The 14,895-nt window shown below is 71.1% G+C and carries 1 protein-coding gene; it reads right to left on the minus strand.

Features of this window, described 5'->3' with window-relative positions:
- Positions 1-123 precede the first annotated feature (123 nt).
- Complete coding sequence (locus ACFYY1_RS40215; protein WP_388594815.1) at positions 124-14,871, minus strand: type I polyketide synthase; 14,748 nt, start codon at positions 14,869-14,871, stop codon at positions 124-126.
- Between the last annotated feature and the right edge of the window lie 24 nt (positions 14,872-14,895).

Genomic DNA, 14,895 nt, shown 5'->3' on the forward strand with positions numbered 1-14,895 from the left:
GTCGCTCCCGTCGGGTTCTAGCTAAAAAATGAGTGCGTGCTGCCGGGGTAGGAGGGTGAGGTCCGGAGCAGTCCGGTGTGTGGTCCGGCGCGGCCCGGTGTGGCCTGGTGTGGCCCGGTGTGGTCAGGAGAGCCCGAGGTCCCTGTCGATCAGATCGAACAGCTCGTCGTTAGTGGCAGATTCGAGTCCCGCCACAGCGCCGTCCCGGTCGGCCGCCGATTCGTCCGTACGCCGGTCCTGGCTGAGCTTCGAGAGCAGGGCTTCGAGCCGCATGACGACCCTGACCCGGCCGATGTCGTCACTGTCGCGGGCGGCGAGTGCCTGCTCCAGACGGTCGAGTTCGTCCACCGCCGGAAGGACCTGTTCTGCGGCGGCCGGCAGGATCTCGGCCTTGAGGAGAGCCGCAAGCGCGACCGGCGTCGGGTGGTCGAAGACCATGGTCGCCGGAAGCTTGAGACCGGTGGCCGCCCCGAGCCGGTTGCGCAGTTCGACAGCGGTCAGCGAGTCGAACCCGAGGTCCTGGAAGGCCCGGCGGGCCTCGATGTCCTGGGCCGATGCATGGCCCAGTACCCCGGCTGTGTGCTCCCGTACCAGGTCCAGAACCAGCTGGTCCTGCTCGGCCTCGGGCAGCTCGGCGAGCTTCGCCCGCAGGGCGGGGACCGAGCCCGATGCCTCGGACGCCACCGCCGCCTGCTGCTCGTTGGCCCTCTTGACCTGCGGGATCTCCCCGATGAGGGGGCGGTCGCCGCTCATCGTGAAGACCGGTGCGAACCGCTCCCAGTCCATGTCCGCGAGGACCACCGCGGCGTCCTCGTGGTCGAGTGCCTCCTGCAGGGCGACCATGGCGAGTTCGGGCCGCAGCGCCAGCACACCATGCCGGGTCAGCGCGCCCTCTCCCTTGTTCTCGTCGGCGCCCGCGGCCATCCCGCCGTCGGCCCAGGGGCCCCAGGCCACGGCCGTGGCGGGTATCCCGCGGGCCCGGCTCTGCTGGGCGAGTGCGTCCAGGTAGGCGTTGGCGGCGGCGTAGACGCCGTGGTCGCCCACGCCCCAGACACCGGCGACCGAGGTGAAGTAGACCACCGCGTCGAGCCCGGCCGGGTCGAGGAGTTCGTCGAAGTGACGGGCTCCGGAGACCTTGCCGTTCGCGACGTAGGCGGCCGCTTCCGGACCGCATTCGGTCAGCGGCGCCAGGAGGCCGACACCGGCGGCGTGCAGGACCGTACGTACGTGGAACCCGTCCGCCGCCAGCCCGTCCAGCAACGCCTTGACGGAATCCCGGTCGGCCACATCGCAGGCCGCGACGGTGACCTTGGCACCGGCGGCCTCCAGCTCCTCCTTCAACTCCCGTGCACCAGTGGCCTGTTCGCCGCTCCGACTGGTCAGGACGATGTGCTCGGCATCGTTCGCCGCGAGCCAGCGGGCGACATGCCCGCCGATGGCTCCGGTGCCGCCGGTGACGATCACGGTGTCGGTGGGGCGCCACTGACGGCGCGCCTTCACGCCCGCGGTGGAGGCGGGGACGAGGCGCCGGGTGAAGACCCCGGAGGCTCGTACGGCCACCTGGTCCTCGACCCCGCCGCGCGGCGGACCGGCGGCGGCCGTACGCTGCGCCAACACGGAAGCCATCCGGTCGAGGGCCCCCGCGTCGGGCGTCTCGGGCAGGTCGACGAGCCCGCCCCAGAACGTGGCGTGTTCGAGGGCCACGACCCGGCCGAGGCCCCACATCTGAGCCTGGACGGGTCGTGCGGGCCCATCGGTCTCACCGACCGCGACGGCGGACCGGGTGACGGACCACAGCGGCGCGACCGACTCCGCCTCGGCCATGGCCCTGACCAGAGCATGGGCCTCCGTGAGACCTGTCGGGAGCACTTCGTACGCACTGTGCGGGCGCTCGTCCATGGCGAGCAGGGACAGCACACCCCCGAGGGCTTGCCCGGCCGCCGCCGCAGTACGAAGACGGGCGGCGAGGTCCGGCTCGTCGGCGGGCCGAAGGAGCTCGACCACCGCTCCGTGATCGGTGAGCGCGTCCGCACACGCCCGCACCAGCTCCTCATCGGCGCCCGCAGCGGGGACGACAAGCAGCCAGGTGCCGGTGAGGGTGGGCACGGTCAGCTCGGTGAGCGGCCGCCACACGATCTTGTAGCGCCAGGAGTCGGCAGCCGAACGCTCACGGCTCTCCTGGTGCCAGGTGGAAAGCAGGGGCAGTACGTCGCCGAGCGCGGAGACCCGCGCGTCGTCGCCGCCGAGGTCGAGCGTCTCGGTGAGCGCTGCCAGGTCCGCCTGGTCGACGGCCTGCCAGAAGGCGGCATCGACGGCACTGGCACCGGCACCGGCACCGGCACCGGCATTGGTGCTGCCGCCGGCGCTCTGCTGGCCTTCCGGGCTACCGAAGGACACCTCGGGCCAGTAGTGCTTGTGCTGGAAGGCGTAGGTGGGCAGGTCGGTGCGCTGGGCGCCGGTGTTGGCGTAGTACGCCGACCAGTCGATGCGGGTGCCTCGGACGTGGAGTTCGGCGAGGGCGGTGGTGAGCGCGTCGGGTTCGGCGCGGTCCTTGCGCAGGGCCGGTACGAAACCTGCCTGATCGTCGGTGACGCAGGACTGGCCCATCGCGGAGAGGACGCCGCCGGGCCCGAGTTCCAGGTACGTGGTGACGCCCTGGGACTCCAACTTCCTTACGCCATCGAGGAAGCGGACCGCCTGGCGGACATGGTCCACCCAGTAATCGGCGCTCAGCAGCTCCTCACCGGCCAGTTCCCCAGTGAGATTGGAGACGATGGGGATCCGCGGTGCGTGGAAGGTCAGGTTCTCCGCGATGGTCCTGAACTCGGCGAGCATGGGTTCCATGCGTGGCGAGTGGAAGGCGTGACTGACGCGGAGGCGCTTCGTCTTCCCGAAGCCGGATGCGATGGCGAGTACGGCGTCCTCGTCACCGGAGATGACGACGGATTCCGGGCCGTTCAACGCGGCGATCGACACACCGTCGACCAGCAGCGGCAGGATCTCTGCCTCGGTGGTCTGGACGGCGACCATGGCCCCGCCTGTGGGCAGTGCCTGCATGAGGCGGCCCCGGGCGGCGACGAGGGCGGCCGCGTCCTCCAGGGACCAGACACCGGCCACATGCGCGGCGGCCAGCTCACCGATCGAGTGCCCGAGCAGGTAGTCCGGGGTGACGCCCCAGTGTTCCAGCAGCCTGAACAGCGCGACCTCAACAGCGAACAGCCCGGCCTGGGTGTACACGGTCTGGTCGATCAGCTCCGAGCCGTCGAAGACGATATCCCTGACCGGCTGGTCGAGATGCCGGTCCAGCTCCGCGCACACCGCGTCGAAGGCATCTGCGAACACCGGGTACGCCTCATACAGCTCACGGCCCATCCCCGACCGCTGCGAACCCTGACCCGAGAACAAGAAGGCGGTCTCGCCACCCAGGGCAGTGCCCTTGACCAGCCCGTTCACCGTGGTTCCGCGGGCAAGGCCGCTCAGGGCGGCGATGAGTGCGGCACGGTCGCGGCCCTGGACGACGGCCCGGTGTGCGAGCGCCGCGCGGGTGGTTGCCAGGGAGTAACCCGTGTCGAGCAGGTCGGGTTCGGTGGCGCCGGCCGCGTAGGCACGCAGTTGCTCGGCCTGGGCGCGCAGCGCTTCCTCCGTCATGCCGGACACGGGCCAGGAAACCAGCGATCCATCGGCCGTGTCTGTGCGGTTGGTTGTCGGGGTGGGGTGGTCGGTCGGTGGTTCTTCGATGATGACGTGGGCGTTGGTGCCGCTGATGCCGAAGGAGGAGATGGCGGCGCGGCGGGGGTGTTGGTGGTGGTTCCAGGTGCGGGGTCGGGTGAGGAGTTCGACGGCTCCGGTGGTCCAGTCGACGTGGGTGGAGGGCTGGTCGATGTGGAGGGTGCGGGGCATGATGCCGTGGCGCATCGACATGATCATCTTGATGATGCCGGCGACTCCGGCGGCGGCCTGGGTGTGGCCGATGTTCGACTTGACGGAGCCGAGCCACAGGGGTTGGTTGTCGGGTCGGTTCTGGCCGTAGGTGGCGAGGAGGGCCTGGGCTTCGATGGGGTCGCCGAGGGTGGTGCCGGTGCCGTGGGCCTCGACGACGTCGACGTCGCTGCCGGTCAGGCCGGCGTTGGTCAGGGCCTGGCGGATGACGCGTTGCTGGGCGGGGCCGTTGGGGGCGGTGAGGCCGTTGGAGGCGCCGTCCTGGTTGATCGCGGAGCCCCGGACGACGGCCAGGACCGGGTGTCCCTTAGCGCGGGCGTCGGAGAGCCGCTCGACGAGGAGCATGCCCACGCCCTCGCCCCAGCCCGTGCCGTCCGCTGCTTCCGCGAACGCCTTGACCCGTCCGTCCGTGGCGAGTCCGCCCTGCCGGGAGAACTCGATGAACGCGCCCGGTGTCGACATGACCGTCACACCGCCCGCGAGCGCCATCTCGCACTCACCCGAGCGCAGCGCCTGCACCGCCAGGTGCAGGGCGACCAGCGAGGCCGAACAGGCCGTGTCCACCGTCACGGCCGGCCCTTCCAGACCGAACGTGTACGAGATACGCCCCGACACCACACTCGCCGCATTGCTGGTCATCGAGAGGCTGTCAGCATCGGTGACACCGAGCAGGAGGGTGGCGTAGTCCTGGCCGTTCGTGCCGGTGAACACACCGGTACGGCTGCCACGAACCGACGCCGGATCGATCCCGGACCGCTCGAACGCCTCCCACGACGTCTCCAGCAGCAACCGCTGCTGCGGGTCCATGCCGAGGGCCTCGCGCGGCGAGATCCCGAAGAGGGCGGGGTCGAAGTAGCCGGCCTCGTAGAGGAATCCGCCCTGGTCCGTGTACGAGGTGTTGGGTGTGCCACGCTCCGGGTCGTAGAGCCGCTCCACGTCCCAGCCCCGGTCGACGGGGAAGCCACCGAGGGCGTCGCGGCCCTCGGCCAGCAGATCCCACAGCTGCTCGGGGCTGTTCACACCGCCGGGGAAGCGGCAGCTCATCCCGACGACGGCGATCAGGTCGTCGTCGGCGGCGGCGTCGGATCCGGCCCCTGCTCCGGCCGTGGCCGAGCCGTTGCGCGCCGTGCCGTTGGCGGCCGTGGCGTCGTCGTCGCCGAGGAGGCTGGTCCGCAGGTGGTGCGCGAGAGCCTCGGGCGACGGGTGGTCGAACGCGAGGGTCGCCGGCAGCGCCAGCCCGGTCACGGCCTTCAGGCGGTTGCGAAGTTCGACCACGGTGAGGGAGTCGAAGCCGAGGTCCTGGAACACCCGGCCCGGCTGCACGGCTTCGGCGGTCGCGTGACCGAGGACGGCGGCGGCCTCGCCGCGTACCAGCTTGAGCAGGGTCTGGTGCTGTTCGGCCGTGGACAGGGCCCGCAGTCGGCCGAGGAACGCGGAGCTGGTCTCGTCCTCGCCGTCCCTGGCCCGCTCGACAGCGGCCAGCAGGCTGCGGACCTCCGGAATCTCGGAGATCAGCGGCTGCGGGCGGGCAGCGGTGAAGCGGGGAGTGAACCGGTCCCAGTCGATGTCGGCCATCGCCACGCAGGGCTCGTCGCCGGCCGCCGCGCGCTGCAGGGCGAGCACGGCCAGGTCCGGGTCCATGAGGGGCAGGCCGCGCTTGCGCATCAGCTCGCCGGCCTCGCCGTCGGCCATGCCGCCACCGCCCCAGGCGCCCCAGGCGATGGAGGTGGCTGCCAGACCGCGCGAGCGGCGCTGCTGGGCGAGCGCGTCGAGGTGGGCGTTGGCGGCGGCGTAGGCGCCCTGGCCCGCGCTGCCCCAGACACCGGCGCTGGAGGAGAAGAGGACGAACGCGTCCAGCGCGGTGTCCTCGGTGAAGTACGCGTCGAGAAGGGTTGCTCCGCCTGTCTTCGCTCCCAGAACGGCATCGATCTCAAGGTCGGTGAGGTCGGTGACGGCGCGGGTGGGGCCGATGCCCGCGGTGTGCAGAACGGCGGTGACCTTGTCGCCCGCCTCGTGCAGCCCGTCGAGAAGCCGGTACAGGGTCGTACGGTCGGCGACGTCGCAGGCCGCGATGGTCACCCGTACGTCCATGGCGGTGAGTTCGTCGCGGAGTTCGGCCGCGCCGGGGGCGTCGGTGCCCCGGCGGCTGGTGAGGACGAGGTGCTCGGCGCCGTTGCCGGCCAGCCAGCGGGCGATCCGTCCGCCGAGAGCCCCGGTGCCGCCGGTGACGAGAACGGTCCCCTGCGGGGTCCAGGCCGGTGCCGGTTCGCGGAACGGTGCCCGCACCAGTCGGCGTACGAAGACCCCGGAGCCGCGGACGGCCAGCTGGTCCTCGTCGCCGGTGGCCGCCAGCACCGCGCAGAGGCGGGCGGCGGCGCGGTCGTCGAGTTCCTCCGGGAGGTCGACGAGACCGCCCCAGCGCTGCGGCAGTTCGAGGCCGACGACCCGTCCGAGGCCCCAGACGGCGGCCTGCTCGGGGCTGGTGATCCGGTCGGCAGCCCCGACGGAGACGGCTCCCCGGGTCAGGCACCACAGCGGCGCCCGCACGTCCGCGTCGTCCAGCGCCTGGACGAGAACGGCCGTACCGTGCAGGCCCACGAGCGAGACCACACCGTCCGCGGGTGCACCGGCGAGGGTCGCGGCGAGCGAGGACCGGTCGGTCAGGACGACACGCGTGACATCGGCACCGTGCGCCACGAGTGCAGCGGCAACGCCTTCCGCGTACGGGGCCTCGGCAGCCTCTTCCGGAACGACCAGGAACCAATGGCCCGACAGTTCGGAGTCGGTGGTCGGGACGGGCTTCCAGGTGATCCTGTACTGCCAGTCGTCCAGCGTGGCGTGGCTGCGCCGCTCGCGCCGCCACTCCGAGAGCAGCGGAAGCACGTTCGCCAGCGAGGCCTGGGTCGTGTCGTCGCCGTCGGCGATGTCGAGGGTGTCGAGCAGGTGAGCAACGTCCGCCCGCTCGACGGCCTCCCAGAAGCTCGCGTCGACCGGGTCGGCGGCAGCCTTGGCCTCGGCCGGGGCGGCAGGCGGCTCGGGCCAGTAGTGCTGGTACTGGAAGGCGTAGGTGGGCAGGTCGGTGCGCCGGGCGCCGGTTTTAGCGTAGTAGGCCGTCCAGTCGACGGCCTTGCCTCGGACGTGGAGTTCGGCCACGGCTGCGACGAGCGCTTCGGTCTCGGCGCGGTTCTTCCGCAGCGCCGGCACGAAACCTGCCTGGTCGTCGGTGACGCAGGACTGGCCCATGGCGGAGAGGACGCCGCCGGGCCCAAGTTCCAGGTACGTGGTGACGCCCTGGGTTTCGAGGTGGCGGATGCCGTCGAGGAAGCGGACGGCCTGGCGGACGTGGTCCACCCAGTAGTCGGCGCTCAGCAGTTCCTCACCGGCGAGTTCGCCGGTGAGGTTGGAGACGATGGGGAGCTTCGGTGCGTGGAAGGTCAGGCTCTCGGCGATGGTCTTGAACTCGGCGAGCATGGGTTCCATGCGCGGCGAGTGGAACGCGTGGCTGACCCGGAGCCGCTTCGTTTTCCCGAAGCCGGATGCGATGGCGAGTACGGCGTCCTCGTCGCCCGAGATGACGACGGAGTCCGGGCCGTTCAACGCGGCGATCGACACACCGTCGACCAGCAGCGGCAGGATCTCTGCCTCGGTCGCCTGGACGGCCACCATCGCCCCGCCGGTCGGGAGCGCCTGCATGAGGCGGCCACGCGCCGCGACCAGCGCCGCCGCGTCCTCCAGCGACCACACACCCGCCACATGCGCGGCGGCCAGCTCACCGATCGAGTGCCCGAGCAGGTAGTCCGGGGTGACCCCCCAGTGCTCCAGCAGCCGGAACAGCGCCACCTCAACAGCAAACAACCCCGCCTGGGTGTACACGGTCTGGTCGATCAGCTCCGAGCCGTCGAAGACAACACCCCTGACCGGCTCGTCCAAGTGCCGGTCCAGCTCCGCGCACACCGCGTCGAACGCGTCCGCGAACACCGGGTACGCCTCATACAGCTCACGGCCCATCCCGGCCCGCTGCGAACCCTGCCCCGAGAACAAGAAGGCGGAACGACCGCCCTGGACCGAGCCGCGGACCACACCCGGCACCGACCGGCCCTCGGCCACCGCCCTCAGCAGCGCCTCACGGTCCTCGCCGACCACCACCGCACGGTGCTCGAACGCCGTACGTGTCACGGCCAGCGAGTAACCCACATCCAGCACCGGAGCAGCGCCGCCCACCAGGCCGAGCAACCGCTCCGCCTGACCCGCCAACGCCTCCTCCGACCTTGCCGACAGCACCCACGGCACCACCGGCAACACAGACTCATCAACCGGCATCTCCACCGATGCCGGCTCTTCCTGCGCCTGCTCCAGAATCACGTGCGCGTTCGTCCCGCTGATCCCGAACGACGACACACCCGCCCGACGCGGACGCTCGCCCACCTCCGGCCACTCCCGCGCCTCCGCCAGCAACTCCACCGCACCCGCCGACCAGTCGACGTGGGTGGACGGCTCGTCCACGTGCAGGGTCTGGGGCATGACGCCGTGGCGCATGGCCATGACCATCTTGATGATGCCGGCGACACCTGCGGCGGCCTGGGTGTGGCCGAGGTTGGACTTGATCGAGCCGAGCCAGAGCGGCCGGTCCTCCGTGCGTTCCTGGCCGTAGGTGGCGATGAGGGCCTGGGCCTCGATCGGGTCGCCCAGGGAGGTGCCGGTGCCGTGGGCCTCGACGATGTCGACCTGGTCGGCCGAGACGCGCGCGTTGGCCAGGGCCTGGCGGATGACGCGCTGCTGCGACGGACCGTTCGGAGCGGTCAGACCGTTCGACGCACCGTCCTGGTTGACGGCGGAACCGGCGACGACCGCGAGCACCTGGTGGCCCTTGCGTCGGGCCTCGGAGAGCCGCTCGACCAGCAGAACCCCGACACCCTCGCCCCAGCCCGTACCGTCCGCATCGTCCGAGAACGACTTGCACCGGCCGTTGAAAGCGAGGCCGCCCTGCCTGCTGAACTCGGCGAACGTCGTCGGCGTCGACATGACCGTCACACCGCCCGCGAGCGCCATCTCGCACTCACCCGAGCGCAGCGCCTGGATCGCCCAGTGCAGCGCGACGAGGGACGACGAACAGGCCGTGTCCACCGTCACCGCCGGGCCCTCCAGGCCCAGCGCGTACGCGACACGCCCCGAGACCACGCTGCCCGCATTGCCGGTGCCGAGGTATCCCTCGGTGTCGTCGGCACCAGACAGACGGGTGACGTAGTCGTGGTACATCAGGCCGGCGAAGACGCCGGTACGGCTGCCGCGTACGGTCGCCGGGTCGATCCCGGCCCGCTCCAGCGCCTCCCAGGAGGCTTCGAGCAGCAGCCGCTGCTGCGGGTCCATCGCGAGGGCCTCGCGCGGGCTGATCCCGAAGAAGTCGGCGTCGAAGCCGGGGGCTCCGTAGAGGAACCCGCCCTCCAGCGTCAGCGACCTGCCGTCCTCGTCGTGCCGGGGGCCATCGCCGTAAAGGCTGTCCAGGTCCCAGCCGCGGTCGGTGGGGAAGGCGGAGATGCCGTCGGTGCCGGTGGCGACGAGGTTCCAGAGGTCTTCGGGGGAGGTGATGTTGCCGGGGTAGCGGCAGGCCATGCCGACGATGGCGATGGGTTCGTCGTCGCCGACGGTGGTCGTGGCGGTGGTGGTCGTGTTCGTGGTGGTGGTTTCGCCGGAGAGTTCGTCGGTGAGGTGGTCGGCGAGTTGTCCGGCGGAGGGGTAGTCGAAGACGAGGGTGGCCGGGAGGCGCAGGCCGGTGGCGGTGTTGAGGCGGTTGCGGAGTTCGACGGCGGTGAGGGAGTCGAAGCCCAGCTCGGTGAAGGGGCGTTCGGCCGGGACCGCGTCGCCGGAGGCGTGGCCGAGGACGGCCGCGACCTCGCCTCGTACGGTGTCCAGGATCAGCTGGGTGCGTTCGTCGGTGCCGAGGGTCAGCAGGCGTTGCACGAGCGCGGAGGACTGAGCGTTCCCGGCCCGCGCCGCACGACGATGCGTCGTACGGATCAGACCACGCAGCAGATGCGGAACGACGGGCGCCTTGCGCAGCACACCGAGGTCCAGCCGCACCGGGGCAAGGACCGCCTCGTCAGCTCCGAGGGCCTGGTCGAAGAGCGCCAGTCCCTCTTCGACCGACAGCGGCGGGATGCCGCCGCGCCGCATGCGCGCGATGTCGGCCGCGTCGAGGCGACCTGCCATACCGCCCTCGGCCCAGGGGCCCCAGGCGAGGGAGGTGGCGGGCAGGCCCTGGGCATGGCGCATGGAGGCGAGGGCGTCGAGGAAGGCGTTCGCGGCGGCGTAGTTGGCCTGACCCGCGGAGCCCAGGACACCGGCGGCCGAGGAGAACAGCACGAAGAACGACAGATCGAGACCGGCCGTGAGCTCATGGAGATACCAGGCCGCATCCGCCTTGGGACGCAAAACACCGGTGACCCGCTCCGGGGTCAACGACTCCAGCACACCGTCGTCCACGACACCCGCGGCATGCACCACACCCGCCAGACCGCCCTCCCGGACGACGCCGGAAACCACACCCTCCAACGCATCCCGGTCCGTGACATCACACACCACCCACCGGACCGAAGCCCCCAGCCCCTCCAACTCCTCAACCAGCCCGGTCCCCGCACGCCGCGACACCAGCACCAGATCCCGCACACCCCGCACCGCCACCAGATGACGCGCCACCAACCCACCCAGCGCACCACCCGCACCCGTGACCAGAACCGCACCCCCACCCCCAGAAACCCCCACAACACCAGCAACCCCAGCAGCATCCGGGCCCGCAGCATCCGGGCCCGCAGCATCCGGGCCCGCAGCGTCCGGACCGGCAGCGTCCGGGCCGGCGGCAGGCACCACAACCCGCCCCAACCGGGGCACCAGCACCTCACCCCCACGAACCGCCACCTGCGGCTCACCCAGACCAACCAGACCAGCAACCCCCTCAAACCCCGCGGGATCACCCTCCACATCAACAAGAACAATCCGCTCCGGATGCTCCGACTGCGCCGAACGCACCAACCCCCACACCGCAGCCGCACCAAGATCCGAAACCTCACCCACCGCACCACACGTCACCACCACCAGACGGGCGGACGACTCGTCGGTCAGCCAGCGCTGAAGCCGGGCGAGCACCTCGGCAACACGGCCGTGGACATCCGCAACCACACCGCCATCGCCGTCGCCATCGCCATCGCCGCCGGCAGCAGGGCCAGGAACAGCCAGAACATCGAACTCCCCGACCGGATCGGCGGTCGGGGCTGTCGGAGCCGGCACCCAGTCCAGCCGGAACAGCGAGTCGGAGCCCTCGCGCGGCGAAGCTCCTTCGATCTGTTCGGCCGTCACCGGCCGCAGGACGAGCGCGTCGACGCGCCCGACGGGGGCGCCTGTACCGTCGGCAAGGTCCAGCGCCACCGAACCGCTCCGGCCTTCCGAGATCCGGACGCGCAGTACGGGCGAGCCGATCGCGGACAGGCTCACACCGGTCCAGGCGAACGGCAGCCCCGGGCCCTCAATACCGGCCAGGCCGCCGCTCGCCCCGATGGCGTGGAGGGCGGAGTCGAGCAGCGCCGGATGCAGACCGAACCGGCCCGCCTCGCCCCAGAGGTCCTGGTCGAGTGCGACCTCGGCGAACACCTCGTCCTCGCGCCGCCACACCGCTCGCAGGCCCTGGAAGACAGGCCCGTAGCCGAAGCCCGCACCGGCCATGTCCTCGTACAGTCCGCCGGTCTCGACGACCACCGCATCGCGCGGCGGCCACTCGGCGAGCCTGACCGCGGGGTACGCGACGGCCTCGGCGGCGACGACGCCAGAGGCGTGCAGCGTCCAGGTCTCGTCCTCGACGCTGTCGGCCGGGCTGGAGTGGATGGCGACCGGACGGCGGCCGTCCTCGGCCCCGGCACCCACGACGACCTGGAGGATCACGGCACCGCGCTCGGGCAGAACCAGTGGAGCCTGGATGGTGAGTTCATCGAGCACCGCACAGCCGACGCGCTCACCGGCATGCAACGCAAGCTCGACGAACGCGGTGCCGGGCAGCAGGACGGAGCCGAAGACGGCGTGGTCGGCGAGCCACGGGTGCGAATCCAGCGACAACCGGCTGGTGAAGAGGGAGACGTCCTCGCCCGCGAGCGCGACCGAGCCCACGAGCAGTGGATGCTCGGAAGAGCTCAGTCCGACGCTGGTCAGATCACCGGCCGGGACGGAGTTCTTGGGCCAGTAGTGCTGGTGCTGGAAGGCGTAGGTGGGCAGGTCGACGCACTGGGCGCCGGTGTTCGCGTAGTACGCCGACCAGTCGACAGCGGTGCCGTGCGCATGCAGCTCCGCCACGGCCGTGGTGAGCGCCTCGGTCTCGGTGCGTTTCTTGCGCAGCGCGGGGAGGAAGACTGCGTCGTCGTCGGTGACGCAGGACTGGCCCATCGCGGAGAGGACACCGCCGGGCCCGAGTTCCAGGTACGTGGTGACGCCCTGAGCCTCCAACTGCCGTACACCATCCAGGAATCGGACGGCCTGGCGGACGTGGTCCATCCAGTAATCGGCGCTCAGCAGCTCCTCACCGGCCAGCTCCCCAGTGAGGTTGGAGACGATCGGGAGCTTCGGGGCCTGGAAGGTCAGGCCCTCCGCGACCGCCTTGAACTCGGCGAGCATGGGTTCCATGCGCGGCGAGTGGAAGGCGTGGCTGACGCGGAGCCGCTTCGTCTTCGCGAAGCCGGACGCGATGGCGAGTACGGCGTCCTCGTCGCCGGAGATGACGACGGAGTCCGGGCCGTTGATCGCGGCGATCGAGACACCGTCGGTAAGGAGCGGCAGGATCTCTGCCTCGGTGGCCTGGACGGCGACCATGGCCCCGCCCGTGGGCAGTGCCTGCATGAGGCGGCCACGCGCCGCGACCAGCGCCGCCGCGTCCTCCAACGACCACACACCCGCCACATGCGCGGCGGCCAGCTCACCGATCGAGTGCCCGAGCAGGTAGTCCGGGGTGACGCCCCAGTGCTCCAGCAGCCTGAACAGCGCGACCTCAACAGCGAACAGGCCGGCCTGGGTGTAGACGGTCTGGTCGATCAACTCCGAGCCGTCGAAGACGACACCCCTGACCGGCTCGTCCAAGTGCCGGTCCAGCTCCGCGCACACCGCGTCGAACGCGTCCGCGAACACCGGGTACGCCTCATACAGCTCACGCCCCATCCCCGCCCGCTGCGAACCCTGACCCGAGAACAGGAACGCCGAACGACCGGCGGCCCCCACGACACCCCGCACCGTGCCGTCGGCGATCGCCGCCAGGCCGCGGACGAAGTCCTCGTGCGTGCCGCCGACCACCACCGCGCGGTGCTCGAAGCGTGCCCGTGTCAGGGCGAGGGAGTAGCCGATGTCCAGCGGCGACGCCTGACCCACACGGGCCAGCAGCCGTTCCGCCTGAGCGGCCAGCGCCTCCCCCGACTTGGCCGAAAGCACCCAAGGCACCACCGGCAACACGGACCCGGCAGCCGAAGGCTCGACCGCCGTCTCCTCCTGCGCCTGCTCCAGGATCACATGCGCGTTCGTACCGCTCACGCCGAAGGACGAGACGGCGGCACGGCGCGGCCGCTCCCCCGTCTCGGGCCACTCCCGGGCGTCGGTCAGCAGCTCCACCGCGCCCGCCTCCCAGTCGACCTGGGAGGTCGGCCGGTCGGCGTGGAGGGTTCGAGGCATGACGCCGTGGCGCATGGCCATGACCATCTTGATGATGCCCGCGACACCGGCAGCGGCCTGGGTGTGGCCGATGTTCGACTTCAGGGAGCCCAGCCACAGCGGTCGGCCTTCCGCCCGCTCCTGGCCGTACGTGTTGATCAGCGCCTGGGCCTCGATCGGGTCGCCGAGGGTGGTGCCGGTGCCGTGGGCCTCGACGACGTCGATGTCGGCGGCGGAGACGCGCGCGTTGGCCAGGGCCTGGCGGATGACGCGCTGCTGCGACGGACCGTTCGGGGCGGTCAGGCCGCTGCTGGCGCCGTCCTGGTTGACGGCCGAGCCGCGGATCACCGCAAGGATCCGGTGGCCGTTGCGGCGGGCGTCCGAGAGCTTCTCGACGAGGAGCATGCCGACGCCCTCGGACCAGCCGGTGCCGTCCGCGTCGTCCGAGAAGGACTTGCAGCGGCCGTCGAAGGAGAGGCCGTCCTGACGGCTGAAGTCGACGAAGGTGCCCGGCGTCGACATGACGGTCACACCGCCCGCCAGCGCCATGGAGCACTCGCCCGAGCGCAGCGCCTGGATCGCCATGTGCAGGGCGACCAGCGACGACGAGCAGGCCGTGTCCACCGTCACCGCCGGACCCTCCAGGCCCAGGGTGTAGGCGATGCGGCCGGTTACGACGCTGCCGGAGGTGCCCGTGCCCAGGTAGCCTTCGACGCCCTCGGGGAGGGACTGCATGAGCGTCAGGTAGTCGTGGTACATCAGTCCGGCGAAGACGCCGGTACGGCTGCCCTTGACCGTGGCGGGGTCGATGCCCGCGCGCTCGAACACCTCCCAGGAGGCTTCGAGCAGCAGCCGCTGCTGGGGGTCCATCGCCAGGGCCTCGCGAGGTGAGATCCCGAAGAAGCCGGGGTCGAACTCGGTGGCGCCGTCCAGGAAGCCGCCGGCCCATGCGTTGGACGTGCCCGCCTCGTCGACGCCGAACAGCCGCTCGACGTCCCATTCCCGGTCGGTCGGGAACTCCGAGATGCCGTCGCCGCCGTTCTCGACGAGCCGCCACAGGTCCTCGGGGGAGCCGATGCCTCCCGGGTAGCGGCAGCTCATTCCGACGATGGCGATGGGCTCGCGGTCGCGGTCCTCGAATTCACGCAGTCGGGTACGGGCCTCCCGCAGATCCGCCGTGGCGCGCTTGAGGTACTCGAGGAACTTTTCCTCGTTCGACATGACGTGGCACTCCTTGAGAGCGAGGCGGGGGCGGCGCAGGGGGCGCGGAAGTCCCCGCGCCGG

The sequence above is a fragment of the Streptomyces sp. NPDC001890 genome (assembly GCF_042891445.1).
GTDB lineage: Bacteria > Actinomycetota > Actinomycetes > Streptomycetales > Streptomycetaceae > Streptomyces.